Here is a 25,921-nt window from a genome sequence, read left to right as displayed (position 1 = left end):
TTCCCTGGTGACCGATGTCACTCGGCGGCAGCGTACCGGCATGCCCGGCCACCCGACCGGAGAATCACGCTCTTGGCGGGTCCCCGGCGGTGCCGGCGGTTAGGTCGGTGTCGCCGGTGGGGCTCAGGCGGGCCCGCATGGTCCGACCGGCAGTGATCCGTCGGACGACCAGGACCGCCAGGGCCGCCGAGGCGAGCGAGGTCAGCGGGCCGTACGCCGTCCGCGACCCACGGGATCCGGGAACGGTGGCGCGGGGCGTCAGCCGAAACGGCCGGCGACGTAGTCGGCGGTGCGGGGGGGCGGCCGGGCTGCCGAAGACGGTGGCCGTGGGGCCGTGCTCGACGCTGCCCCCCCGGGGGCGCCCTGCTCGGCGAAGAAGAAGGCCCACTGGTGGGAGACGCGCGCGGCCTGCCGCTCGTGGGCAGGGCCGCCGCGCCATTCCACCCACTGCGGGTCGTCCAGGATGGTCTCGGGGTCGGCGATGCCGGCGCCCTCGAGGAACACGACCAGGTCGTGGTCGCTGTGGGCGGTGCCGAGGACCTCGTCCCGGCCTTGACTGTCCGGCCGCCCGTTCCGGCGGGCCGGTGCACGATGATCGGTGCGCTGGTCACGCCTCCCAGCGTGCCCTTGACGGGATCGCGGAGCGAGTCGGCCAGGGGCGGTCAGGGAGTGTCGCCGCACCAGTCCCAGCGGGTCGGGCCGCCGGGGCGCGGGTCGTAGAGCGCCCGCCCGTCGGGGCCGAACTGTCCCAGCTCGGTCTGGAGGGAGACGCCGGTGTCGACTTCGTTCTGCGTCCAGCCGGTGATGTCGAGGAGCAGGCCGTCCAGCGGCCCGCCGACCAGTTCGGCGTAGTGCCGGTCTGGCCGCGGGCCTGGATGGTCGTAGTCGGCGCCGTAAACCCGGCGGCGCAGCAGCTGCTCGTCATCACGGTCCATCCGTTCAGCTTTGCAGTCACCACTGACAGCGCGGGCCTGTCCGGGTCAGCTGCGGAAGCGTGAGAGCCAGGTGCCGCTGGCCTTCTGCGCTTGGCGTTCGGCGGTGATGGCGCGCTGTTTGCAGTCGTCGCACAGGTGCGGGTGGGTCTCCCGTGGGACGTCCCACCCGGTGGGCTCGATCGCCGAGCACAGGACCGCGACTCAACTCACTGAAGCGATCAGTAAGGGGCCCAGGGCCTGGCACCCTGCTGCTTGCTGCCGCCCACTTCGGATCACTCTCGGACGATATGCCCATCTCGCAACCCGAGAGCGCATCAGCCTCGCACCAACCCCGTTGGCAGCGGCGGCAGAACGCCGGTTTCCTGGCCTTGGAGGACGCTAGCCACAAGGTGGCCGGCCAACCCACCCACTGACATCCCGGAGAGCACGGACTCGGTCTCCCAGAATCGGGCTACCTGCTCTGTGGCCAGCAGGTGCGCCGCCTTCTCGACCGCCTGCAGGTATGTCTTCCGGATCTCATCCGTCATTCGGCCACCGTTCCGACCTCATCAACAGCCGCTGACAGGTCCATGTTGTGGATCGATCGCCGCCTCGGCCGCCTGGGAAGCTCGCCCCCGTGCGGAGTGTGGTGGCGCGGGAGCGGGCGGGCCCCATCGGCTTGCAGTCGAAGTCCACCGGGTTCCCCCGGGGGCCACGGGCCCGATGTCCCGCCGGTGTCAGGCCGCGGTCTCTTGGGGGGTCCTGGCGGCGGCCAGGTCTGCCGCTCGCCGGACCGAATCGGCGGAGGCGGCCAGCAGCGGCAGCCGGACGGCCGGGCTCGGGATACGGCCCTGGGCATGCAACACCCCCTTGATCACGGTCGGGTTCGGCTCGGCGAAGAGCGCGGCGGACAGCCGGGCCAGCTCGGCCCCCAGCCTGCGGGCCGGTCCGGCGGCGCCGCGCTGCCACAGCGAGATGAGCTCGGCGTAGTCAGCGGTGCGGACGTTGGCCGACGCCAGGATGCCGCCGCTGGCGCCCGCCGCGAGCAACGGCGAGATGACGGCGTCGTCGCCGCCGAGCACCGCGAAGCCCGGTGGCGGCGAGCCGAGCAGTTCCATCGCGGCTGCGTCGATCGCGCCGGTCGCGTACTTCGCCCCGACGACCTGCGGTAGGTGCCCGAGCGCGTTCAGGGTTCTGGTGCTGAGGGGCTGAGCGGTGCGGTACGGGATGTCGTAGACGACCAGCGGCAGACCCCCGTGTTCGGCGAGTGCCGTGAAGTGCGCCAGCGTTCCCGCCTCGCCGGGCCGGGTGTAGGGCGGCGCGGGAACCAGCGCCGCGGCGACGTCACCGCTCTGAGCGAGCTCCCGCAGTGTCGTGATGGCGGCGGCGGTGTCGTTCGTGCCGACGCCGACGATCAGCGGAGCTCCGTGTGCCCGACAGGCGGCCGAGCAGATACGGACCACGGCCTGCTTCTCCTCCGTGGTCAACGTGGCCGCCTCCGCGGTGGTGCCCAGGGCAACGAGTCCGCGAGCGCCGCCGACTGACAGTGCCTCATTGGCAAGCCAGGCGAGCGCGTCCGGGTCGAGGCGCAGGTCGTCGGTGAACGGGGTCACCAAGGGGACAAACAGGCCGGTGAGGTTCGCTTCGGGCTTCATGCGCCCAGCCTGACCGACACAAACCCAGTAGATCCAGTTCATGTTTCTTCGCTTATACGTAAGATCACCTTATGCTCGATGTCCGACGTCTCCACCTGCTGCGCGAACTGGACCGACGCGGCACCATCGCGGCCGTCGCCGAGGCGCTGACCTTCACCGCCTCGGCCGTCTCCCAGCAGCTGAGCGTGCTTGAGCGCGAGGCGGGCGTGCCCCTGCTGGAACGAAGTGGCAGACGGGTGGTGCTCACCCCCGCCGGCCGCACCCTCGTCACTCACGCCGACGCGGTCCTCGAACGCCTGGAACTGGCGGTCTCCGAGCTGGCCGGGGCACGCGAGGGCATCGGCGGGCCGCTGCGGATCGGGACGTTTCCCTCTGGTGGCCCCGCGATCGTGCCCGCCACCCTGGCCGAACTGGCCCGGCGGCATCCCGCGCTGGAACCGATGGTGCAGGAGATCGACTCGGCGCGGGTCTCCGACGGCCTGCGCGCCGGCGAACTCGACGTGGCCCTCGTCCACGACTACGACTTCGTGCCCGCGTCCCCGGACACCACGGTCGACCAAGTGCCCCTGTTGGAGGAGCCGATGTACCTGGCCACGGGCGCCGCCACCGACGCCGATCCCGCAAGAGGTCCCGCCGCCCGCGGTGACACGCTGGCAAAGCTGCTCGGACCGTGGGCCACGGCCCCATGGATCACGGCCCGGGACGGCACGACCGGTCACGCGATGGCCGTACGCGCTTGCCAGGCGGCCGGTTTCCAGCCGCGCATCCGCCACCAGGTCAACGACTTCCGTACGGTCCTGGCACTGGCTGCCATCGGGCAAGGCGCCGGATTCGTACCGGAGATGGCCACCGCACACGCCCCCGAGAACGTGGTCCTGACCCGGCTGCCCCTCTTCCGCCGTTCGAAGGTCGCCTTCCGCGCGGGGGGCGGCACCCACCCGGCAATCGCAGCATTCGTGGCGGCGGCGCGAACAGCGGTGGCGCCACGGGCCGTGCCTCCTTACTGATCGCTTCAGTGAGTTGAGTCGCGGGCCTTATGCTCGGCGATCTTGGTCGGCAGGGTTTGCGGAGTGTGTGCTGATCTTGTTCCTGACGACCTGTGGGAGCGGCTGGCCCCGCTGCTGCCGCCCGCTCCCGCACGGCGCCGCCGCTACCCTGGTCGGCTGCCTGTTCCCGACCGGGCAGCATTCGCCCCCTGTCAGCGGCACGAGCACCGGTCGAACGAAGCGTCGCGAGACTGAAATCCTGGCGGATCTTCCGCAGAGCCCGCTGCAGCCCCAACCGCCTGACCGTCATCGCCGCTGCCGTCCTCACCCTGGAAAGGCAACGCTGAAAACGCTCACTGACGGCGAGACGTCCCGATTCCCAGCGCGGAATCCCAGGCGCTGCCAAGACGCTTTCCGGCACCCGAGCGCCGTGTGTTGTCCAGATCGACCGCTGCGGACAAGCGGTCCGACGGAACTCTCGCACCAGGTTGGTGAACTCGCCTGTCAGACGGTTCCGGACTGACGCACAGCTTTCCCGGCGAGTCAGTCGGCGGTGTCCGGGCCCGCCGTACTGCGCAGCGTGCTGATCATCGCCAGCACCTCGGGACCGTCCGGCGGTGTGACGCGGTGCGGACCGCCGTAGGTGAGGAGGCTCTCCAGGGCGGCGTTTTCGGTGAACTCCCGCAGGCGAGTGGAGAAGCCGACCCGGTGGGCCTCCGCGTTCCGCGGTTCCGCCTGCGCGCGTTCGAAGTAGCCGGTCAGGATGCGCCAGGTCTCCGGTTCGGCGGCGAGGAGATGGAAGAAGGTGCGATGCCGGGTGCGGATGATCAGCAGGATCGCGAGCCGCAGCCGGAAGTCGTCCGTCAGGGCATGGCCGTTCTGGGCCCGGGCGACGGCCAGCGCCATACTGAGCACGTTGAGGTAGCGCTTCAGCCGCCGGGGGTTGCCGCCCAGGCTGGTCTGCAACAGGCCCCAGAAGAAGTCGGAGCCTGCGAGCTCGGGAATGGCCGTGGCGTAGGCCGCCCGCAGGGTGTCGAAGCCCACATCCGGCAGGAAGAAGGGCAGTTGGACGATCTTGTCGAGGTAGGCCATGCCCGACACGACCTCGGACGGAGCGCCCTTAAGCGCATCTCCGAACTTGTTCGTGGCCACCGCCGCCAGCACGTCCAGGTCCAGCGCAAGCACGAACACGCACTGCGTCTCCGCCAGGAACAGCTTCAGTGACTCCAGTACCGTCATGGCGGATTCCGGCGTGCATCGGTCGAGGTCGTCCACGAAGACCACGAGCCTGCCGTCGGTGCCGACGAACTCCTCCACCGCCAGGGCGAAATCGGACTCGAAGCGGTTGATCTGCCGGTACTGCTCGGAATCCCGTACGGAGATGTCCTGGAGCATCTGGTCCACGGCCTCGCCCTTGATGACGCCCCCGGTGCCGAGCGCGGTCGCCGCTCCCAGGCCCGCCCTGACGGACAGCCAGGTCGCCGCCTTGGCAAGCCGGCGCGCCTTGTCCTTCAGTTTCTCCTCCTTCTCCAGCTCGGCGAGGATCGTGTGCAGCAGCGCGGCCCAGACCTCGACCTTCCGGTCGTACTTCCATGGGTTGAACCAGATGGTGCGTACGCCGTTCTTCTCGAAGCGCTGTTCCCACAGCTTCAAGAAGCTCGACTTGCCCGCTCCCCAGGAGCCGAACACGCCCACGGTGAGCGGCAGCGGCCTGGCCTCGGTGACGGCCTCGTGCAGGACGGTGACGTACGGCTCGAAGTGGAAGGCGTCGTCCTCGGGGCGGCTGATGGGATTGTCGGTCAGCGGACGCAAAGGGGGGTCTCCTGTCGCTCAACTGCTGTCGGTCGAGAAGGTGGTCAGGCAGGGTGCGAGGAGCCGTCCATGCAGCGGCGGACCGCCTCCAGCCGGTCCGGTCGGGCCCGGGGGCCGGTCCGCCAGGCCCTCTCCGCGAGCTCGGCCGCCACTCGGGCGGCGTCGAAGTCTCCGCGGTCCTTGTGGTGGCGCACGGCGGCAAGCACGAGGTCGTTCACCTCCGGGCGTTCGCTCGCCAGGGCGGGAGCGAGGTTCAGGCGTCGGACGATCTCGGTGACGCGCTGTCGGGCACCGGGCGCGGAGGACGAGTCCGGCATGGCTGCCGCGAGCAGACACAGGACCGCTTCGTCGGCCTCTCGGCGCTCCTTCGGTTCCATGAAGCGTTGACGCGCGACGAGTTGGAGGACCCGGTGGACCTCGACCGCGTGGATGGCCTTGTCCACGGTGGCCAGGCCGGCATCACCGAGTCGGCGCAACGCCTGCTGCAGGCCGACCCGTCGGCACAGCACCGCGCCGGGCCCGGGCGGCATCACACGCCCCACGGCGGCGAACAGCAGGTCCTGCGGAACCGGCCCCACGCCCAGATGACAGAGCAGGTGGAAGAGGTGGACGGCCGCGGGCATGTCCTTGACCAGCACCTCCAGGGTGGCCCGCCAGCTCGCCACGAGCGGCACGGGATAGCCCAGCAGGCCGCCCTCCTGGAGGAGCATCGCGCAGAGCTCGTCGAACTCCGTCAGGTACGCAGCCACGTTCGTGCCGACGTCCGACAGGAACCGCCCGATCTGCAGGATGGCGAGCGGCAGATCGCCAGCCCGCTCGGCCAGGGCATCGGCGTCCGCCTCGGGCAGCGTCGGCACCAGGCGCCGGAGCACGGAGAGGCTCTCCCCGCGCTCGAAGGGAGTGACGGGCACGACGTCGGGGACCTGGTGCGTCCAGCTGAACGTGCGGCTCGTGACGATGACATGTCCGTTGCCGTGCGGCAGCAGCGGGCCCAGCTTGTCGACGGACTCGGCGTTGTCTAGCACCAACAGCCAACCCTTGCGGACCCGCCCGCGGCGCAGCCGGTCGAGGACGGCTTGCACCGGGGGTGCGCCCGACGGGCCGGGCTCGATGCCCAGGGCCGTGCCCAGTGCCTCCAACGACTGGGTGAGCTTGGCGGAATCGGTTGCCTCCAGCCACCAGACGAAGTCGTAGTCGTCCTGGTGGCGGTGCGCGTACTCCAGCGCGGTCCGGCTCTTGCCCACGCCCCCGGTGCCGTACAGCACGCACGGGCCGGTCCCGGCCGTCAGCTTGCCGCCCAACTCCCGCAGCAGTGCCTCCCGGCCAGTGAAGTAACCGTTGCGGGAGGGGAGATGATCGTAGGCCGCCTTCAACTCCGGGCCCGACTCCCGCGGTCCGGGCACGGCCCGCTGACCGTGTGAGGCCGGGGCCCAGAGCCGGGCGCCGTCCCAGGCGCCCGGCGGCAGGAACTCCTCCGCGACGCTCAGCGCGCGCTGTACGTCCGACGGGGGGAGCGTCGCCCTGAGGGCTTCTGCGACCTCCGGCTGGAAGACGTAGGCCCGCTCGGTCACCCCGGCGGAGGCGGGCGCGGGGCTGAGCAGGCCACTCAGGAACGCCTCGGCGACCGGGTATTCGCCCCGGTCGGGCAGCAGCCGGCGGTGCATGCCGCGCAGCAGCGGCACCGTGACCAGCGGCGCGACCGCGAGCAGGGCGGCAAGCCGGACCGAGTCGCGCTCGGCGGTGCGCTGGAAGAGACGGACGAGGTCCTGCCCGTCGGCCGGAGGCATCGGGTGCACCGGCGACAGCGGCGGTATCAGGCGCAACCCCAGCCCCTGGTGCCAGACACCGCCACCGACTGCGGTCAGCCATGCCCAGGTCCGCAGGGCGGCGAGGTCTAGGGCGATCAGCGGCACGGCGTCGCCGACCGGTGGCTTCGACCCGGGGGTCGGACTCGGCGGTCTGCGGCGCAGGGCCGCGGCGGGTATGCCAGGGCCGTCCGCGCGCCATTCCACGTCGACGATGGGGTTGCCGGTGCGGAACCACAGACGCTGCGGCAGCACTTGCATCACGCCCAGGGGCGTGTGGGCGGCGCACGCGCCCAGCAGCTGCGTCATCCGGCCGTCCCGCCAGCCCGCCCCCAGTCCGTCGGTCGCCAGCACCAGCACACGGCCGTGCGCACGTTCCCCGAGGACGTCGCTCGCCGGGGCCGCCCTGCCGTTGTCGTCGACACACAGGAGGTTCCCGGACGCGGACGTGTCGAGACGATGCACCCGGACGCCGCGGAACGACGCGCGCCGGGTCACGGAGGCGAACAGCGCCAGGTTGTCGTGCCACATCTCCATGGAGGGCGCGTCGTCCACCACGAGATGGAGGTCGAAGGCCCCGCCCGCGAACGGCCGCAGGGCCCCGAGAAGGGCCGAGTCGGCCTGGGTCCTCGCGGCACTCATGGCGATGTCAGGGGGAGTTGGGGGGATTCGGAAAGGTCGGAGTTCGGATCGTCGTAGAGCAGAGCGATCGACTGCGCCCACGGGCTTTCACCCCGGCGTAACTCCAGGATCGTCTCGGGAAGGGTGGTCAGGGTCGCGTCCGCGGCGAGCTCCTCGATCCGGGCGTCGGTCTCGGCCGCCCCGTCGCGTGACCAGAGGGCCACCGGTACGCCGGCCGCCATGATCGCGCTCCAGAGCCTTGTTCGGGATGCCTGCGGCGACGGCTCGTCCTCAAGACCGCCCAGGCACAGGACCCGACGGCCGCCGCCCTCGTACCACTTCCGGCCCAGCGGGCGGGCCCGGGACAGTTCCTGCCAGCGCGCGCGCCAGGCGGAGTCGCGATGGAGGCGCGGGACGCGGACGACCACCTGATGGAGCGTGCCGAGGGCCGGGCCCTCGGACACGCCGTCCACCGGCCACTCGTCAACGCGGAGTTCGAGGAGATCAGGGGGCAGCTCGAACTCGACACGCAGGCGGTCGGCGTGGGAGGCGTGCCCTACGACCTCCCCGAGCGTCTCGCCGACCGCTGCCCGCACGGTGTCCAGCGACATCGGCTCGCTGCTGCCCCGAAGGGGCACGGCCTCGTCGTCCGGTCCGCGCAGCAGCCACGACGACAGTTCGAACCGTGCGTTGTCCCAGGCAGCCTTCTGCAGTACGAACTTCAGCACCCACGGCGCTTCGGGGGACCCGACCGGCGGCTGTGCGGGCACGGCGTGCGGCCCCAGGCGCTCGGCCGTGCCGCGGCGCCAGTCGAGCAGCGCCTCCTGCACCGGCGGATCGGCGCGCGCGGCGACTTCGGAGACGAACTCCAGCAGGGCGACGGGGCCGCCGGGCGGGGCAGCGCTGTCCTCCAGCTCGGCAGCGCGTTCAAGGAGGTCCTCGCCCTGCGCCCGGAAGGTTACGGCGGCCAGCAGCCGGTGCAACTGGATACGTTCGGCCGGCAGCAGGAGCGGCTCCGAGGTCATTTTGTCCACCAGGGCCGCGAACGTCTCCAGCTCCGGGCCCGCGGCCTGGACCATGTGGAGAGTGGTGACCAGCGTGCGCAGCCCGTCCGGCCATCGTGCGCAGGTCCGGAGGAGCGCGATGGCCTGCACGCGTGGCGCGGAAAACCGTGGCACGCTCGCGGCCAACGCCGGACTCAAGTGGCTCAGGATCAGATCGAGTTCCATCGGCACGAGAGGCACGGCCAGCAGCGCGTCGACCAGTTCGCCCAGCTCCCGCACGGTGAGCCGGCTCGGGCCCGGTTCTCCGCCGCCCGGCGGGCGTACGGCGGTGAGGGGGACGAGGCCCAGCGCCTCGCTCACCGGGAGCATCCAGCCCACAGTCCGGTCCTCGTGGCCCGCGCCCGCCATGAGAATGCCTACCACCCGGCCGCTGTCCCGGTCCCAGACCGGCGCGCCGCTGGCCCCCGGCCCGGGCGCCGGTCCCGGGAACTCCAGCCGGGACCACGCGGTCGACCCGGGCTCGGGGCTGTCCAGCACGACCGCCCTCCACCAGGAACCAAACCCCTCGGGATCGTGATGCCAGATCTCGACGACGGCTCCGGCCTCGGCCGGCTCCCGGCTTGGCGGACGAGGCCTGTGCTCGGCGGGGTCGACGAGATGGAGTACGGCGAGATCTCCGCTGCCCGGGCGCCACGGCAGCCACCCGCCGGGCACGACCTCGGCCCTGCGCTCCGCCGGCGACCCGGGGAGCCGCACCAGGACGTGCCCTTGCGGCCGGTCGCCGGACGCGGGGGCGTCGAGGGCGTCGGCCACAACATGCGCGCAGGTCAGCACATGGTTTGTGGCGACCAGAAAGCCGGACCCCCGGGCGTGTCCCCCAAGGTCCGTGATCAGGACGCCCTGCCGGTCGGAGCGAGCCTCGCTCACCGCGTCCCCCCTTCCGTGCCTCGCGCGCCGATTATCCGGTGCGGTGCGGGGCTCTGTCAGGAGGACGGCCGACATCGAGGTCGGCTCCGGAATCCTCTCACCGCTGAAGCGGAATGACCCGGTCCGGCGTCGGTGTCCGCACCGGCACACCCCTCACGACGAAGCGCTTCACGCGCTGTTCGAACTCGCGCTCCGCACCGGATTCCGCAAGGACCAACTCCTCGATCTCAAAGAACTCTTCCAGGCCTGGGTGAAAGCCCAGGACAGCACACTCGAGGCGTTCAGCCGCAAGCTGAGCGAGCACGAGCAACTCAAGGAGAAGTACGCCGACACCTCGTCAGCTCTGGTGAGACCGTAGCGGCCATCAGGTCAATCACCCCGACCGAGCAGATCTCCCAAGCCGCAGCTCTCCCGGGACGGCAGTTGTGGTGCCTGGACAGCTGGGCAAGGTACTGGCGTGGCAAGATCACCGAGGAAGCCCACCAAGCTGTGGCGTGATGGCCTGCACCTCGAGAACACCCCCGCGTCGGCAGGGAGAACCGCCTCTCCACGGTCGTGGAGAGGTCCGGTGAGCCCGTCGGCTCAGACCGGAACACCCCCGCATCGGCGGGGGTGTTCCGAGCGGCCACGACGTCAACGAACCGGCCTTAGCGTTTCCGAGGAGCTCATACGCCAACGCCGACATCAGAGACATCCAGCTCTACAGCGCCGTCCTCCCCGTATCCGAGGTAACTGCACTCGACTTTCGCGAAACCCCAGAACTTCAGCCCTGAGAGGAAGCGAATCCTTGGTCCTGCGGCGCGGAGCGCCGCAGCATCACTTCGGACTGCGGCCCTTCTGGATGGGTGGTTGAGGTTACCCCGAGATGCGGAGGGTGATCTCCCGCAGACCGGCAGGTGCGTTCGGCGAACTGGTGGCCTGTCGGCCTCGGCGACAACTCGGTCGCCTCCGGCGCCGGCTGTCGCTCGTCCAGCGGCGCCGGTGTGGGGCGGAGGCAGCCGCCTACTGCACCCGCGAGCGGGGCGGGTGCCCCAGGGAGCGCAGCTGGCGGGCGCTGGTGGAGGGACGGTGCGGCCGGAGGACGTCGCGCTGCGTGATGCGTTTGATCTCGCGGCCACCGGGCGCGCCCCGGCAGCGGCCGAACGGGGGCAGAAGGCGGTGAACCACCTCGGCGAGGGCGACAGGGCGCTGCGGGGCTGGCTGCGGGAGCAGAAGGCCGCCTACCTGCACTTGACCGATCCCGTGGCCGCCCAGCAGGCCGTGGCCGACGAGGCCGGGCGCCGCGCCGAGTGGCTCATTCCCTGGCCGGCCAACGCACCTCTACGTCTGTAATCTCCTGGGTCGCATCTGTCTGGGCCTCCGCGGCCGAAAGGTCGACCACCATCTGGGTGAAGAGGTGGTAGGCCCGCGGGTCCACCAGATCCGCCAATGCTGCTGGCCCTCCGTAGCCCCCACGCAGGAGCCATCCTGGCCCGTCGCAACCGATGATCCGGGTGGGCTGGAGCACCTGCTTCCCGTCCCGTACAACAGGGATCCGAGCACGAACCTCGGCGCCGAGGCCGCTGACGGCTTCCTCCGCGCTACCGCCCTGGTTCTGGATACCCTGAATGACTTTCGGACGGACCCTATCCCAGACCGGGCCCGTCGGAGCCTTGAACACCTGGAGACTCAGCGCTTGATCGTTGAGGGAAACGATCACCCCGACGATGCGCTCACCGGCGTGCAGCGGGTGTATCCGCGCGCCCTCCAGTCGCGGCACTTTCAGAACGCCGTAGTCGAGGCGTTCCACCCCGGAAGGCACCGGCGTTTCCTCCGCGTCCCAAGGCCCGGACTCGCCATCTCGGACCCGGGGGCGGGCCATCTCGCCGGATTCGAGCACTTCGGACCAGAGGTCTTCCGCCTGCGTCAACAAGACATCGAGCGCGTCCGACGAGGCATACGCCGATAGCCGGGCCATTGCCTGCTCCCAGACCATGGACGCGTCCTCGGCGTCCAGTTCGATCGCCCGGAAGTCCCCCGAGACCAGCCGGGACAACAGTGAGTCGCCGGACTCCGCCATCCGATCGGCCAGTGCTGGGTCCTCGGTCGCGGCGAGGCAGAGGGCCGCTACGAGAAGCGCACCCGGAGTCAGCCGGTCCCAGACCCCGAACTCCGCCGAGTCGAGACTCTGAACGGAGAGACCCCCGTCCCGGCCATACTGCTCGACGATCTCTTTGGCTCTCGCCCTGACCTGGTTCATCAGCCGCCCTCTGCCACCCTTCGTGTCAGCCCCTTCTTGAGCGCGTCGATCCCAACAGTGATGGTGACAGCCACCGCGCTGACCGGGTCGCAGACCTGCACGCCGTGCCCGATAGTCGTACATTGAGCGTAGCCATCGACACCGTCAGTACCGCCCTTGGCGGCCCTGCCAACGACGAGTCGACCCGCGACGACGGCGACGACCCGCCGCTGTGCGGAGCCACCGTCCACTGACGTTGCCGTCATCTACTGCCGTCACCCACCGCTGAAGCCCGCCAGGACACACCTGGCGGGCCTTCAGATTTGCTGTAGCGATCGAATGCATCCGTCGGTTGCGTAAATGGAAGCCTTACGCCTCGCCTATCCCCCGGCGATGTGGCGAGCGGCATCATCCGCCACCTCGCTCCATACGACCAAACCCTCCGATTCGAACTCCTCCAAGAGGGCCTGCCGAACTTCATCCAGCGTGTGACCACTGTGGCTTCGACGCACATTCGCGACGGCTCGTTCAAACTTCTCCAGATGCTCTTGAACGCGCGGCATGTCCCTATCGTATTCAGCGGGATCAACCATCCGGGCATCACCACCTATCACTCTCTCAGCACTCTACAGCGATCAAAAATCCCTGCGATAGATCTGCTGCAAGTACGGCATCGCTCCCGGGCCAAAGATGTGCTCGACCCTTCCACTCACCTCGTCAGTGACACGGGTGGTCATATGCCCCTCCGCACGGAGTCGTTCGTAGGTGCATTTACACATGCGGAAGATAAGGATGGCCGGGCGATCGCCAGAAGCTGTGCGGCTCCCACCAAACGTTGCCGCGGCACTGAGGGTATCCGAGTCGCCAGGGCTTACCTGGTAAGTAAAGAGGTCTCCCGGCTGCCCCACGGATCCGCCAGCGGAATTCTCCCGAGCCGCCTCACCACTCAGCCCATTGGCCTCGATGTTATCGGCATGAGACGATCTGGTTCCGCCTGAAGTTGTAGGGGTCCCCGCCGGCAGGCCATCGGACCGCGGTGCGCTCACAAACCCAGCCCGCGACCCGGGTCTTCTGACCCGTTCCCCAGGTCGGGCGGCCCTTCACGCCTCCGGCAGCTCCTTGTGCGCAGACGGCAGGCGCCGTGCGGTGCGGGCCAGGAGCCGTCGGCCGAGGGCGGCCGCGAGCGTGGCTCCCGTCACGGCTCCCATGCTCAGGGCGACTTGGGCGGGGCGGGGTGCCAGGGCCGCCGTCGCGCCCAGCACCGCGACGAACGGGCCGGCCAGGAACAGCACGCTGCGGCCGCCGGCCGAGACGCGCCGTCCGGCGGTGTGGCGTGCCAGGGGCGCAGTGCCCGCGAGGAGGGCCGTGAGGGTGGTCAGGAGGAGCGGAAGCTGAGCCGACGCGGTAAGGAGTGCCGTCAGGCACAGCGCCCCTGTCACCGCGTAGCCGGCTGTCATCGTCAGCCGGAACGCGGTGGATGTGCCGACACCGTGCGGTCCGGGCCGCAGGCCCAGCACGATCGCCGTGGTGCGGAGCCCGGCGGACAGGTCCGTCTCCAGGTCCTTGACGTCTCCTCCCGCCACGTCGAACGCGGTGACCACCAGGGCGAGAGCGGCCGCCGCCGCCAGATGTCCGACCGTGGGCGCCGGGGTGAACGCGAGCAGCGGCGCGGCCACGCTGACGCCCCAGAGCAGGTCGGACACCGGTGTGGGGACACGGGAGCGCTTCTGCCGCGTGTTGCCCCAGACAGTGAGGGCCAGGGAGACCCACAGGAGGGAAGGGTGCTCGCTCGGCAGGGTGAGCACCGCGAGCGTGAACAGCGCGCCCAGGAGCAGCGACAGGACGACAGCGTGCCGGACCGGTACGCGTCCCGAGGTCAGGGGCCGGTTGGCTCGCCGTGGGTCCAGGGCGTCCAGTTCCCTGTCGGCGATGTCGTTGCTGGCACAGCTGAGGCCGTGCAGGGCCAGACCGGCTGCGAACCAGGCGTATGCCGTCGCCGGTGAGCCGGTGGGTAACACGGCAAAGCCCAGCAGGAAAGGCGCCGACAGCAGGGGCAGGCACTCCAGCCGCACCAGACCCGTGTAGTCCCAGAGGCGTCCGGCGATCCCTGTGCCGTCACGGCCGGAGACGGCTACGGCCGGTACGGCAGTGCCGTGCGCGGTCCTAGCGTCCCTCATGGTGTCTCTCGCCCGCCTGGTGCCGCCTCGCTCAGTGCGTCCAGGGCGTGCTGGAGTATCTCCCGGCTCCGCTCGGTTCCGGCCGCGGACAGCGCGGCGGCGGGGATCGGCTCGCCCCGGGCGACCCGGATCGTACTGAACGGACGGGGCACCGACTGGCCCTGGAACTCCCAGGCCCGGTCCGCGCGGACGCGCAAGGGGGCGACCGCCCTGCCGGTGTCCTTCGCCAGCGCTGCAAGGGAAGTCCTCACCCTGCCGTCCCGGCGGCCTCCGTCCGTGAAGATCCCGACGGGCCCCGTGCGCTCGCGGAGGAAATCCCGGACCTGCTGGTACGGGCTGCGGTGTCCTCCACGGCCGATGCGGAAGACGTCCACTCCTGCGGCCAGAGCGGGCAGTGCTGCCGCGTAGCCGCCGACCGTGTTGTCGTTGACCCAGGCGAAATGACGGAATCCGCGAGCGGCGAAGACCCCGGGGACGAGGTCCCCGTGCGGCATGTAGTAGAGCACCGGGTCCGGGGGCATCACCGTGCGCGGCACCCGCACGGTGGGGCGGAAGAGACCGATGCAGAGGGTGTAGTAGACACCGTAGGTGTGCCCGGTCAGCCGGGTGCGGACCGGGGGCTTCACGCGGTCACCCCAGACGAGCATGGGCGCCTGATCCCTTCTCCGCTCGGTCGAGCTGCCCTGCGGCGCGCTCGGCCCATGTGTCGGTCAGTCCGAGGACGACTCCGGCGTCGGTCCGCGACAGCGCGGCGCGCGCCCGCTCCAGGCAGCGCAGTGCGAGTCGCAGCACAACGGCTGCTCCGCCGCTCAGATACAGCGCGTCGAGGAGGTCGTCCGCGGTGTGGGCGGCGAAGGGCGTGTGCGAGGGATCGGCACTGTCCGGGGCGCTGATGCCCAGCGCGCTGATACCCAAGGAGACGGGGAAGGTGACGTTGCGGTGTTCCCAGTCCTCCCTCAGATCTTGCAGGTCGTCGAGCAACTGAAGTCCGGAACACAGGTCCGTGACGGCCTGTGGCAGCTCCGCGAGGTGCCGCGACCGTCCGCAGCGCGCCGCCACGACGACCAGGGCCAGAATCCCGGGGGCGGCCTTCTCTCCCAGACGGAACACGTCGTCGGGGCTGTAGTCGTCTCCCGGCCGCTCGTTGTGCGCGATGTCCCGCAAGAGCGCCTCGGCATAGGCGGCCGCACTGGCGGCATGGGAGGCCAGGAAGCGCTCGGTTCCGGCCCCGAGCCGTACCCCGCGCGTCAGGTACAGGGTGAGCGCGGCGTCCATGAGCACAGCTTGCCTGGGGGAAAGCCGTCCGTGGTCGACGAGCTGGTCGTGCAGGACGTAATACAGGTGCCCGAGGCCGAAGACGGTGGCGACCTCCTCCAGCCAGCCTCCGTCCTCCTCCCCCCAGTGCATGGCCTGGGCGAGTGGCATGTAGAAGAAGCCGGAATCGAGGCCGAACACCTTGTGAGGGAGTTCCCGGACCGTCGTGTCGAGCGCGGGTACGGCGCGGGTGATCTCGTGGTGAATGCGAGCGACGACGGTTTCCCAGGGCACGGCGGAGCGCGCCTCGTTCAGGGACGGCATCAGGCGATCTTCTCCTGCTCACGGGTAGGGAGGGCCACCAGGCCGCGGGTCAGCACGAGCCACACGGCGGTGAGGACGGCGACGACGACCGTCGCGAGGGGTGCCCAGAGCAAGCACGCCACCATCAACGAGAAGAAATTCAAGCCGAGATAACGCTCCCGGCCGTTCGGGTTCACGGCCCGCGCCTGCCGCACCAGCGTCCACAGCGAATGGCCGGCCATGCCCTGGAGGACGAGCAGTACGGCCGTCGCCACCGCGCGGTGTCCGGCCGGAGACGGCGCTGCCAGGACCAGTGCGAGAAGGGAGGCCACCGAACCGAGCAGCAGAACGCAGAGCAGCAGCAGATAGGAGCGCGTCGGTATCAGCCGGCCTGAATCGGTCAGCCGCACCCCCGCCCGGAGCGCCGTCGTGTCGTCTCCCACCGCCCGGTCGTGTTCGAGGTCCTTGAGATTTCCGGCGACGACATTGAGCAGGACCATGTGGATACCGAAGGCCACGGCCACCAGCCATGCGGGCGTGAGATCACGCGGGGCCGTCACGGCACAGCACAGGACAGCCGGTGCGCCCATGTTCACGCCGAACAGGAGGTCCATCACCAAGGGATGGGCGATCCTGCGCTTCTGACTGGTGTTGGAAAAAGTGACGGTCGCGAAAAGGACGGTCATGCCTACGGCGAACAACCACCCCGATTCTCCGGCGACCGCGGCGAAGATCGTCAGCACGACGGCCAGAGCCAGCTGAGCTGCGAGCGCGATACGCGCCCCGGTAATACTGACAGCACCACTGACCAGAACACTTCTGCGTCGCGCCGGGTTCCGTCGGTCGGACTCCAGATCGGCGAGGTCGTTGACCGTGCATCCATAGGTGTGACCGAGCACCCCGAGGGCCGAGACCGCGATCAGCGGTCTTGGGGACACGTCTCCCCCCGCGGCCACCAAGGGGCCGAGGGGGTAGACGAAGGCCGCGGCGCTCGCGGCATGAACCCTGGTCAGCCGGCTGTACCGCCGGAGACCGGAATCCTTTCTCACCAAGTGACGCCTTCATCGGCGCGCGGTTCGAGAAGCCGCCGGCGTTCTCGTGTGCTGTCCGCCGTCTCCGCCCTACGCCAGTCCTGCTTGATCGAACCCACGAGTTCTTCGAATATTTCGCGATCTGCGATGGTTGCCGAAATACCTTGCTGCACACCCGCCCCCTTGATCAGTCATGCAAAGTTCCAACAGTGTGACCGAGCACACCATGAACTGTCCATATGTGCTGAGTAGTTCGATTAGCCGAGATCGGAAGTGCACAATGATGCGAGAAACTCACCGGAAAAATCTCGATCGCTCACGGCAAACGATCAGAACTGGGCGGGGAACCGGGGAATTCTACGCATGCGTGTTCGGTTCGGAAGTGGTGGACCGCGCGGGCCCGATTCTCGACATCGGCGCCGGCGACTCACCCTTCGGGCGTGAGCGGCTGAATGTCGTCCGAGTCGACCCCGCGTACGCGGACGAGCCCCCGGCGGGTTCGAGGGCGGTCGCCGCGCTCGGGCAAGCCCTGCCTTTCGGTGACGGCACGTTCTCCGTCGTCCTGGGGAGCTTCGTCGCCCAGCATGTACCGGACGTCGACGAACTGCTGACCGAGTTGTTCCGGGTGGTACGGCCGGAGGGCTTGCTCGCGCTGCACCCGGTCTGGCGGCCGTCCGCCGGGCGCCGCGCGGTGAGCGAACTGGACGGGCATGCCCGCTTGTTGCTGTCTGCCGACATCCGGGCATCCTGGTACGGCGATCTGCGCCCGCCCCCGCGACGGACGCGGTGGAGGACGCTGCCTTCCTTGGTCCTGCGCCGGCCACCGCACGGGTCGCCGGGGGAACTCGGCCGGATCGCGGAGACGATCGCCCGGAGCCGCGCACTCGTCCCCCCTGCCGTCATCGCCGTACCGGCGCACTGGGGCATGCGGGCCCTGGTCCGCGCAAGGGGTACGACACGGCTCACCCTGCCCGGCAACCGAGACTCGTCTCCCTAATTCCCGGCAGCCTTCGGCGAGTCGGTCTCCGCCTTACCCTGCCGGGCGCCGTGAGCCAGGACGGCGAGCGTCACCGCGGCGCAGGCGATCTGCAACGGCGCGCGCAGCACGAAGCGCGCCACGAGCAAGACATCGGTGTCGCCGCGCAGGTACAGGACGGTCATCACTACGGCTTCCGCGGCGAACCGTGCCGCCCACAGCAAGGTGAGCAGTGCGTGCACCCGCTTCGAACCCGAAACCCGGAACCGCCATCGCCCGGCGACGGCCCGCAGCACCACACCGATCAGGGGCCGCCGCAGCGCCACGCTCGCCGACAGCACCACCGCGTAGAGCGCGTCGATCAGAATGCCCGGCAGGAAGTAGTCCTGCGCCCGGCCCGTGAGCGCCGCGAGAGCCACAGAAAGAGCCAGCAATCCCAGGGCCACCAGCATCTTCCGCGCATGCCCCAGGCGAGAGGCGATCAGCGTGGCGGCACAACCGACTGCCAGGGCGACGCACGCCGCCACGGCCAGGGACACCGACGCGAAGCGCCAGGCGCCGTACCAGACGAGGGTCGGTGTGCCGACGAGAGCCACCAGGCAGGCGTCGCGGGCCATCACCGAGCGCCGCGGCTGCACCGGCTCCGTCGAATCCGGGGATGTCACGGCAGAGTTGCCCCTCTTCCATCCACTGACGCGTTCCATCCGCGGTCGTGCGGCCTCGAAGGGGCCGGCTACCCGAAGAGCAGCATGCCGAGGAACAGCACGCCCACGATGCCGCCCGCGACGGCTGCCGCCTGCGTCCCCGACGTCATGAACACCGCCAGGACGAGCCAGAGGACGAGGAACATCACCGACGCGATCATCAGGGGGAAGCCGAGATCGCTGGGTTTGGCCCGGGCGAGGGCCGACAGATTCTCGGCGACCTTCGCGACGATCGCAAAGAGGATGATGCCCCCCAGAATCACGCTGACGACGGCCGTGGCCACCGTCTGACTGCCGTCCGCGAGCCGCACGTACTCCACCGATACGGCCCCTCCCTTCCCGCTGCCGGTCAGCTTCTCGATGCCGGCCAGTGTGGAGGGACCGATCGCCAACTGTCCTGACATCGGAGGCTTGTTGCTCGTTTCGTGACCGAAGCGACGCGAGGCGTTGCCGCCGGGGGCCGCCGAGAAAAGCCTGGTACCGCCGGCATCCTAGTGCCGCATCAAGCAACGTTCGCCCTGTTGTGACGCGCTGTCCGGATGGTGATCCGGCCGGCGCGTTGTGCGTCATGCTGGGCAGGTGGCTAAGTGTGTGCGGGTCCGCGAGATCGATGACGACGAGGGGCAGCGGCTGCTGCGGATCGTCCGCCGAGGTACCGGATCGGTGGTGACCTGGCGCCGAGCACAGAGGGTGCTCTTATCGGCCCAAGGCATGGGCGTGGCCAAGATCGCCGAGGTAACGTTCACCAGCCCCGACCGGGTCCGGGATGTGATCCACAACTTCAACACCGACGGCTTCACCTCGCTCTACCCGAAGTACAAGGGCGGCCGACCCAAGACGTTCATCCTGCCGGAGCGGCGTGAGATCAAGAAGATCGCCAAGTCCAGGCCGATCGAGCATGGCCTGCCGTTCTCTCGACCTAGAGCCTGGCCAAACTGGCTGACTTCCTGGTCGCCGAGGGGTGGTCGACGACATCAGCCACGAGGGCCTGCGCATCCTGCTCCGCGAGGAGGGCGTCACATTTCAACGCCTGAAGACCTGGAAGGCTTCCGGCGACCCCGACTATGCGTTCAAAAAGGCCCGGGTCGAGCACCCTCTACGCCATCGCCGACCGCGAGGTCATACCCGAGGAAGGCGAGTCCGAAGTCACATTCTGCCTGGACGAGTTCGGGCGGCTCAACCTGCAGCCCCACCCCGGCCACCAGTGGGCTGCAGTCGGCGGCAAGGGCAAGGACCCCGACCGCGAACCGCGCCCGCGCCGCCGCGCGACCTACACCCGCCCGCACGGGGTCCGGCACCTGCTTGCCGCCTACGACCTGGACAAAGACCAGCTCTACGGCCACATCAAGAAGACCAAGGACCGCTCAAAGTTCCTGGAGTTCTGCCGCTACCTGCGCTCCCTCCACCCGGCCGGCAAGCGCATCGCGATCAGCTGCGACAACTACTCACCGCATCTGAGCACCAAGCGCGGGAGTACTTCCCCCACCTGGCCTTCGGCGTAGCACGTAGCGAGGCGATCAAGGCTGTACTCGGTTTCCACGACACGCCACGCGCCATGCCCTCAACACCCGTGGCGGGACTACACGAACCGCTTCCTGCGTATGTCCACTGACTCCTTGCCCCAACTCCGTGGGACGTCCAGCAGCAATTGAAGAACCGCTTCGCCCAGGGAAGTTGCCGCACACGCCTCCTCCGCCGCGGGGAACCGTTGCCCACTCCGGCTCCCCGAGATGCAGATCCGCTGCTGGATGAGCTGATTCGCCGCTTCGTCCAGCCCCCTGCCTCCATGCCGGATCTCACCGCTCGCCGGCACGCCCGCCTCATGGCCGCCGCACCCCCGCCCTCAGCGACCAAAGCGACGGAGGTGCAAGATCACCTCGCTGTAGACGTGGTGGGCCTCGCTGTGGGCGAGGCCCACCATCCGGACGCGACACCAATCCGGTGGCCTTCGGCAAACGAGTCCACCGCATGAGCAATCAACTGGCCGCCGGAATAGGGCGCCGTGACCGCTACACCGGCCGCGCCGAGGCGGGGACAGCGATGAAAGTCTTGGTCACGGAGACAGAGGCGATGGTAACGACGGCATCACAACGTGTAATCCCTGGGCGGGTACGGCGGCGAACAGGCCACCATGCTCGAGTAACTGACCGAACCGTGTGGCTGGCCTAGCGAGCCCCGGAACCGGTACATGACAGCTGGAGCCGCCACGCCATGAGCACACCGCCGCCGTCCTGGTCCCCGTGTGACCACCCCACCACCCCGACCGACCCCCACCTCTGCCGCGGCATCCACATACCCGGGCAAACCGAATGCCTCACCCACCTCGCGGACACCGAGCGCCAGGCCTACCTGGCCAGCCTCACCCCCGGCGCCGACATCGACCTCCGAGGAACCCCCTTCACCCAAGAACTGCTACAGCAACTCCTCGACGCTCTGACCGATCCGACCTTTGGAACCCCGAGCTTCGGTAGAGCCAGATTCGGCGAAGCCCAGTTCAACGGCACCGCTGATTTCAATAAGGCCGAGTTCAACGGCAGAGCCGAGTTCGAGAGGGCGCATTTCAACGGCACCGCCGATTTCGGCAGTGCGCAGATCCGCGGCACCGCAAACTTCACGGGATCGCGTTTTAGCGGCGACGTTTGGTTCCGAGGGGCAAAATTTGATGAAACCGCCGACTTCGTTGCTGCGGGCTTCTCAAGAAGTTCGGTGTTCGCGGCTGCGGAGTTTTTCGGCGAAGCCGATTTCCGGGAAGCCGAGTTCTCGGGTGAAGCTTATTTTGACGAAGCCAAGTTCTCCAGCACGTCCGTGTTCAGCGGAGCGCAGTTCTCCAGCGGGGCCTGGTTCAGAACGGCGCAATTCATCGCCGATGCCCTATTCGATGAGGTGCAATTCTCAGACAACGCCAGGTTCGGAGGAGCCCAGTTCCACGACAACGCCAGGTTCGAGCTGGCGCGTTTTGCGGCGACTTCTCTCTTTGGGCCCTTGGTGTGCGAGAACGTGGTCACCTTGTGGGGCGCCGTGTTCGAGACACCAGTGACGCTGGAAATCGCTGCGCGTGAAGTGCAGTTCATCAGGACTCGGTGGGAGTCGACAGCAACCGTGAGATTGCGATACGCCACCGCAGACCTCAGCCAGGCCGTACTGTCGGCTCCCGTAGCGCTCGTCACCCACCCCAGCCACTTCGCCACCCCCACCGTGCAGGTCGTGGACGAAAGCTCACTGACATACCTCCCTGTTGGGGCACGGCTGTCCTCCATGCAAGGAGTAGACGCCGCGCACCTCGTCCTGACGGACATCGATCTGACCGACTGCCTCTTCTCCGGCGCCTTCCACCTCGACCAGCTCCGTCTCGAAGGACGCATCACCTTCGCCCCCGTGCCCACCGGCTGGCACCGCCGCGGCATCGCCCCGGCACGCTGGACCCGCCGACGCACCCTGGCCGAAGAACACCACTGGCGCGCCCAGACCGCCGGCCACTCCGCACCACCCCGCGGCGTCGTCCCTTCGCCGCGTCAGTGGCGTCCCGGCCCACACCACCCCGCCCCCGAACTGACCCCCGACCCCGAGGACGTCGTCGCTCTCTACCGGCAGCTACGCAAGGCGTTCGAAGACGGCAAGAACGAACCCGGCGCCGCCGACTTCTACTACGGCGAGATGGAGATGCGCCGTCACGACCGAGTCGACACCTCGCCGGGCGAGCGCGGACTACTGAACGCCTACTGGCTTCTGTCCGGCTACGGTCTGCGCGCCTCCCGCGCCCTCGCGTGGCTTGCCACGGCGATGCTGACCACCATCTTGCTACTCATGGGCTTCGGCCTGCCCCAGCACTCCCCCAAACAGGAAGCCAGCGGCATCGTTCCGGCCGGCGGCGGCCGTGTCACCTTCACCATCGACACGGACGACCCGCAAAACCCCACTGGCAACCGGTTCACCGGCCAGCGGTTCGAGAAAGGCCTCAACGTCACACTCAACTCGGTCATCTTCCGCTCCAGCGGACAAGACCTCACCACCGCCGGCACCTACATCGAGATGACCTCCCGCCTACTCGAACCCGCCCTCCTGGCCCTCGCGGTCCTCGCGGTACGCGGACGCATCAAACGCTGACGGTCGCGCACGGCTGCACCGCGGACCCTGATGTGACTGACGCCACATTGAGCGGCCGAGATTTTTTGCCGCTGTACCCACCACCCGAGCCCGAGAAGGGAAGCTGATACCTCTGAAGGAGCCGCCGAAGTGAACGCCAGCAGTGACCTCCCCCGTGCGCTTGAGGGCAAAGTCCGGCGCAGCCCCAGGCTCATCGAAGTCGACCGGACCAGGCGCGCGGTCTGTAGTGGGGACTCGGTATTGCGCGTCATACCAGCTGAACCTACCTGCGAAGGCACGGCCTGCGTCCGGCTGTTCAACCACCCTCCGCGGCTCTACGTGGGTGTGGCCTCGGACGGTGTCGTGTGGGACGTCGTGGACGAGCGCGTTCCAGTCAAAGCGGTGTGCGACGGTGTCCAAGTCGTGCCTGAGTCAGCCGAAACTCTCAGCGCTGTAGCCAGCGCCGAGGGGCTAGCTGCCGTCAGCTTGATGGCAGCACTCAGGGCGCGGGCCGACGTGGCACTCGGCCCCAACCGCCGCCCAGCCTTCTTTCAACGGAAGCGCGGCTGGACGGTGGGGGACGTGGTGAAGCAGCACGTGGAACAGTTTGCCCGCAAACACCTTCTCCTGCCGGTCAGCAACCGGTGGGAAGAGGCTCTTTCGACGGCGCTCGTCGGCGACTGGGCCGCTGCGATTGAGTACACCGGACGCCTGCCCTGCGACGCTCTCGGCGTCCTAAGAGCTGAGGCCCGGACACTGCATCGACAGTTGGTACCGCTGTGGCGCCGGAGGACCCGCCACGGACGCGTGCTGTCCCTGGACGCCGACCTCGGAGGCCTGTCGCTGCACGATCTGGTCGCCGCCGACGTGGATCTGCTTGCCCGGACAGCGGGCGGGGTATTCGAGGACGAGCGCCTCAACCACGTGCTGCGCGGCCTGACGGAGGCCGAGAGGCGGGTGGTGTTCCGTACGCCGAGGGCGAGGGCACCACCTGGACCGAGGCAGCCAGGCATGCCAACGCCCGTGACCCGGAGGCTTTCGGGGAACGGGTTCGCCGCAAGGCCAAACGGCTCGCCGCCGAACAGCGCCGCCGCACCGAACAGCGGCGCTTCGCTCCCCCGGCGACCTGACCTAACTCAACCTCCTGCCAGGCTGGTTTTCCTCATTTCCTCCTGGAGTACAGCACTGTGCAATCCGCAGCCGACCCGACGCAGGGGTACAGCTTCTTCGGTCCCATGGCATGGGACCGGGGCCCACAGCCTCCTCGCCATGACCGCCGTTTCATCCACACCGTCACAGCCGGCGTCCGCTTGCTCGATCCGGGGCACGCCCATACCCGTGTCGTCGGCTGTCCCGAGCCCGAGTTGATGCAGTCACTGAAGCTCCGCGGCCGGGCCCTCGGGCTGGTCGAGTGGTTCTGCGGCCCAACTGCGCTCACCCTGGAGCAGTCCCCGGTGGAGGTGGGCTCCCTCAGCGCCAGGGTCCTGGGTACTACCACGCAGCGAGCGATGGCGGGAGGCCGTGACCACCGCGATCCTCGGCGGCTGGTGCGATCCTCTACTGCGCACCGGCTACCTGCCGACCACCGCACTCGGCGCTCTGAAGGCGGAAGCACGCGCGGTGCACCGGCAGCTGGTGCCATTGTGGCGACGCCGGACCCGGCACGGACGGGTGCTTTCCCTGGACGCTGATCTTGGCGAGCTGTCGCTGTATGACCTCGTCGCCGCCGACGTCGACCTGCTCACCCACACCGCGGGCGGAGTGTTCGAGGACGAGCGGCTCGGCGCCGTGCTGCGCGGGCTCGCCCCGGCCGAACTCGCGGTCGTCTTCGCGTACGCCGAGGGCGAGGGCACCACCTGGGCCGAGGCGGCGGCCGTCGCCGGCGTCTGTGACCCGGGAGCCTTTGGCGAGCGGGTGCGGCGCAAGGTCAAACGGCTCGCCGCCGAGCAGCATCGCCGCGCTGCACAGCGCCGCCCCGCTCCCCTGGCAACCTGCATCACAGAAACTCCCCAAGTTTCTTTGCCGGTAGGGCCGGAGCCTGGGACCGAGAGGTGAACACCCTCTCGTCGAAGGAACACAGCCACCATGATCCTGATCCTCTTCCTGGCCCTGCTGGTCCTCGCCCTCGTCGTGTGGCGGGTATGGACAAGGCCCGGGAAGCCGACGTCACCGGCATCGTGCGGATGGCCCTCGCAGCGATCGTGACCCTGGTCCTCACCTACGTGGCTCTCCACGTCGTACCCCCGGAGGCCGTCCCCAACCTCCTGAACGGCGCCCTCAACGCCCTCTGAACAACATGACGTACTGCGCCTGAGACACGGCGCGGACCGCCCCCCCAGGCACCTTGACGTGGCCCCTGGCGTTCGGTGTAGGGGGCCACGCCGTCGCTCGTACGTAGCCGCCGACAAGCCGGAGCGGATACCGGCCGCCGCTGGGCTACTCAGGTTGGACTCGCGATGTCGGTGACCAAGGCTGTGGCATGCTCGTCCGCGTGATCGATGCCCCGAATGATGACTGGTCGTTTGCAACAGCGCGGGAGCCGGCCCGATTCGGCGCCTGCGAGGTGAACGACGTTCCCGGTGTCGAGCACGCGGTGGGCGTGCGCGGGACGCTATGCGGCATCTCGGCCCGGTATACCACCCGCTACTTGCATCTGTTCGTTCCCGACGCCCTGCAGTCGTGCCGACGGTGCCGCCAGGAGGCTGAGACCGCCCCGACGCAGCCATGCGTCCAGGAGCGCCTTCACGGCCGAGTCCTGGACTCGGCTCAGGGCGCGACGCGTGACGAGTTGCTCGCCGCCCTTCGTATTGGGGCGAATGTCCGCTTGTGGATCAACGGCCGCTCCACAGATCTGGCGAAGTTCTACGCAAGGCTCGATGAACTGACCGACGGCGCCGGGCCCGCTGCCGAGGCTTTCGCATCCGCGGCGACAATCGGATTGGCGAACGTTGAGCACGACGTCTGGCGGTTCCTAGTTGTCCTGCCAGAGGACGGCGGCCCACCGATCATCGCCCGCGGACCACGCGGCCTTCACTGATGGGACCAGCACCGGCCAAGGTCGGACGAGATCACGGCAAACTGGCCAGCCCGGTCGCGGCCAGACAGCCGTCGATGAGCTGCGGCCGGTACTGGATCTCCGTAAGCCGCGTCTGACCGTCCGCACGAGGTGGTCCGGGTCGGCGAAGGCGACGTTGGCCAGGAAGCCGCGTCGCAACAGCGACCAGATGCCCTCGACTGGGTTGAGGTCGGGCGCGTACGGGGGCAACTGGTAGACGGTGAGCCACTCCTCAGCGGCGATGAACTCTTTCATGCCAGCAGCCAGGTGGGTGTTCAGGTTGTCCCAGATCAGGACGATCGGTCCTCCCAGCTGGCTGTGCGCCGCGGTGATCAGGGCCTCAACTCCTTGGTGAACTCCTGGTCCACCTTCCGCTCCGCCATGCCGGTCGACCAC

General features: G+C 69.0%; 23 protein-coding genes and 3 pseudogenes. 11 read left to right on the top strand and 15 right to left on the bottom strand.

The genetic code is table 11. The features are described 5' to 3' along the window. Nucleotides 1-258: 258 nt before the first annotated feature. From ACZ418_RS40655 to ACZ418_RS40640, 4 genes are all read right to left on the bottom strand, one after another. A complete protein-coding gene (locus tag ACZ418_RS40655) occupies nt 259-504 on the bottom strand; it encodes a hypothetical protein (protein ID WP_468373328.1) in 246 nt (81 codons plus the stop codon). Between the two features lie 158 nt (nt 505-662). Then, entirely contained in the window at nt 663-935 is a 273-nt protein-coding gene (locus ACZ418_RS40650; protein ID WP_468373326.1) for a hypothetical protein, read from the bottom strand. A 314-nt stretch (nt 936-1,249) separates the two neighbouring features. Continuing rightward, nucleotides 1,250-1,462, bottom strand: a complete 213-nt coding sequence (locus ACZ418_RS40645; RefSeq protein ID WP_468373324.1) for a hypothetical protein — start codon at nt 1,460-1,462, stop codon at nt 1,250-1,252. Between the two features lie 189 nt (nt 1,463-1,651). Beyond that, nucleotides 1,652-2,569: a dihydrodipicolinate synthase family protein gene (locus ACZ418_RS40640; RefSeq protein ID WP_468373322.1), complete on the bottom strand. Its 918-nt coding sequence runs from the start codon at nt 2,567-2,569 to the stop codon at nt 1,652-1,654. A 71-nt stretch (nt 2,570-2,640) separates the two neighbouring features. On the opposite strand from ACZ418_RS40640, the gene ACZ418_RS40635 reads away from it, so the two are divergent. Then, nucleotides 2,641-3,576, top strand: coding sequence for a LysR substrate-binding domain-containing protein (locus ACZ418_RS40635; RefSeq protein WP_468373320.1), 936 nt, complete (start codon nt 2,641-2,643; stop codon nt 3,574-3,576). A gap of 188 nt (nt 3,577-3,764) precedes the next feature. Then, nucleotides 3,765-3,902 (top strand): annotated as a pseudogene (locus ACZ418_RS40630) (IS5/IS1182 family transposase); the annotation flags it as partial. 196 nt (nt 3,903-4,098) lie between these two features. On the opposite strand, the gene ACZ418_RS40625 reads toward ACZ418_RS40630, so the two are convergent. Genes ACZ418_RS40625 through ACZ418_RS40615 form a run of 3 tightly spaced genes read right to left on the bottom strand, consistent with a single transcriptional unit; the run spans nt 4,099 to nt 9,724 of the window. Then, nucleotides 4,099-5,367 (bottom strand): KAP family P-loop NTPase fold protein, encoded by a 1,269-nt coding sequence (locus ACZ418_RS40625; protein ID WP_468373318.1) that lies wholly within the window; start codon nt 5,365-5,367, stop codon nt 4,099-4,101. Between the two features lie 44 nt (nt 5,368-5,411). Next, entirely contained in the window at nt 5,412-7,814 is a 2,403-nt protein-coding gene (fxsT, locus tag ACZ418_RS40620; protein ID WP_468373316.1) for an FxSxx-COOH system tetratricopeptide repeat protein, read from the bottom strand. Then, complete coding sequence (locus ACZ418_RS40615; RefSeq protein ID WP_468373314.1) at nt 7,811-9,724, bottom strand: VMAP-C domain-containing protein; 1,914 nt, start codon at nt 9,722-9,724, stop codon at nt 7,811-7,813. Before ACZ418_RS40615 ends, fxsT begins: the two co-directional genes overlap by 4 nt. Nucleotides 9,725-9,767: 43 nt before the next feature. On the opposite strand from ACZ418_RS40615, the gene ACZ418_RS40610 reads away from it, so the two are divergent. Both ACZ418_RS40610 and ACZ418_RS40605 read left to right on the top strand, forming a co-directional pair. Continuing rightward, on the top strand, nt 9,768-10,082 hold the full coding sequence (locus ACZ418_RS40610; protein WP_468373312.1) for a hypothetical protein: 315 nt from the start codon (nt 9,768-9,770) through the stop codon (nt 10,080-10,082). A gap of 710 nt (nt 10,083-10,792) precedes the next feature. Continuing rightward, nucleotides 10,793-11,056, top strand: coding sequence for a hypothetical protein (locus tag ACZ418_RS40605; RefSeq protein WP_468373309.1), 264 nt, complete (start codon nt 10,793-10,795; stop codon nt 11,054-11,056). Here ACZ418_RS40605 and ACZ418_RS40600 read toward each other — a convergent pair. The 5 genes from ACZ418_RS40600 to ACZ418_RS40580 form a co-directional block, all read right to left on the bottom strand. Further along, nucleotides 11,019-11,963: a DUF3710 domain-containing protein gene (locus ACZ418_RS40600; protein ID WP_468373306.1), complete on the bottom strand. Its 945-nt coding sequence runs from the start codon at nt 11,961-11,963 to the stop codon at nt 11,019-11,021. The two genes, ACZ418_RS40605 and ACZ418_RS40600, sit on opposite strands and share 38 nt — an antisense overlap. 1,079 nt (nt 11,964-13,042) lie before the next feature. Next, a complete protein-coding gene (locus tag ACZ418_RS40595; RefSeq protein WP_468373303.1) occupies nt 13,043-14,119 on the bottom strand; it encodes a UbiA family prenyltransferase in 1,077 nt (358 codons plus the stop codon). Next, complete coding sequence (locus tag ACZ418_RS40590; protein ID WP_468373300.1) at nt 14,116-14,766, bottom strand: hypothetical protein; 651 nt, start codon at nt 14,764-14,766, stop codon at nt 14,116-14,118. Before ACZ418_RS40590 ends, ACZ418_RS40595 begins: the two co-directional genes overlap by 4 nt. After that, on the bottom strand, nt 14,750-15,697 hold the full coding sequence (locus ACZ418_RS40585; RefSeq protein WP_468373298.1) for a hypothetical protein: 948 nt from the start codon (nt 15,695-15,697) through the stop codon (nt 14,750-14,752). Before ACZ418_RS40585 ends, ACZ418_RS40590 begins: the two co-directional genes overlap by 17 nt. After that, nucleotides 15,697-16,632, bottom strand: coding sequence for a UbiA family prenyltransferase (locus tag ACZ418_RS40580; protein ID WP_468373413.1), 936 nt, complete (start codon nt 16,630-16,632; stop codon nt 15,697-15,699). Before ACZ418_RS40580 ends, ACZ418_RS40585 begins: the two co-directional genes overlap by 1 nt. Before the next feature lie 442 nt (nt 16,633-17,074). Here ACZ418_RS40580 and ACZ418_RS40575 point away from each other — a divergent pair, with 442 nt between their 5' ends. Continuing rightward, a complete protein-coding gene (locus ACZ418_RS40575) occupies nt 17,075-17,704 on the top strand; it encodes a class I SAM-dependent methyltransferase (RefSeq protein ID WP_468373296.1) in 630 nt (209 codons plus the stop codon). On the opposite strand, the gene ACZ418_RS40570 is transcribed toward ACZ418_RS40575, so the two are convergent. Both ACZ418_RS40570 and ACZ418_RS40565 read right to left on the bottom strand, forming a co-directional pair. Next, a complete protein-coding gene (locus ACZ418_RS40570) occupies nt 17,701-18,348 on the bottom strand; it encodes a DUF3159 domain-containing protein (protein ID WP_468373293.1) in 648 nt (215 codons plus the stop codon). The genes ACZ418_RS40575 and ACZ418_RS40570 overlap by 4 nt on opposite strands. Nucleotides 18,349-18,416: 68 nt before the next feature. Then, a complete protein-coding gene (locus ACZ418_RS40565; protein ID WP_468373290.1) occupies nt 18,417-18,779 on the bottom strand; it encodes a hypothetical protein in 363 nt (120 codons plus the stop codon). 187 nt (nt 18,780-18,966) lie between these two features. On the opposite strand from ACZ418_RS40565, the pseudogene ACZ418_RS40560 reads away from it, so the two are divergent. The 6 genes and pseudogenes from ACZ418_RS40560 to ACZ418_RS40535 all read left to right on the top strand — a co-directional run. Beyond that, nucleotides 18,967-19,886: pseudogene (locus ACZ418_RS40560) on the top strand (helix-turn-helix domain-containing protein); the annotation flags it as partial. Between the two features lie 712 nt (nt 19,887-20,598). Further along, nucleotides 20,599-22,491 (top strand): pentapeptide repeat-containing protein, encoded by a 1,893-nt coding sequence (locus ACZ418_RS40555; RefSeq protein ID WP_468373288.1) that lies wholly within the window; start codon nt 20,599-20,601, stop codon nt 22,489-22,491. Between the two features lie 129 nt (nt 22,492-22,620). Further along, complete coding sequence (locus ACZ418_RS40550) at nt 22,621-23,838, top strand: hypothetical protein (protein ID WP_468373286.1); 1,218 nt, start codon at nt 22,621-22,623, stop codon at nt 23,836-23,838. Between the two features lie 153 nt (nt 23,839-23,991). Then, nucleotides 23,992-24,525 (top strand): hypothetical protein, encoded by a 534-nt coding sequence (locus ACZ418_RS40545; protein WP_468373283.1) that lies wholly within the window; start codon nt 23,992-23,994, stop codon nt 24,523-24,525. An 86-nt stretch (nt 24,526-24,611) separates the two neighbouring features. Further along, complete coding sequence (locus tag ACZ418_RS40540) at nt 24,612-24,761, top strand: hypothetical protein (protein WP_468373281.1); 150 nt, start codon at nt 24,612-24,614, stop codon at nt 24,759-24,761. A gap of 200 nt (nt 24,762-24,961) precedes the next feature. Next, nucleotides 24,962-25,507 (top strand): hypothetical protein, encoded by a 546-nt coding sequence (locus ACZ418_RS40535; protein WP_468373279.1) that lies wholly within the window; start codon nt 24,962-24,964, stop codon nt 25,505-25,507. Nucleotides 25,508-25,538: 31 nt separating this feature from the next. On the opposite strand, the pseudogene ACZ418_RS40530 reads toward ACZ418_RS40535, so the two are convergent. Continuing rightward, nucleotides 25,539-25,861: pseudogene (locus ACZ418_RS40530) on the bottom strand (transposase); the annotation flags it as partial. Nucleotides 25,862-25,921 lie beyond the last annotated feature (60 nt).

The organism is Streptomyces sp. NPDC030820 (assembly GCF_055572075.1).
The sequence above is the reverse complement of the archived record's forward strand: the minus strand, read 5'-3'. Positions and strand labels throughout refer to the sequence as shown.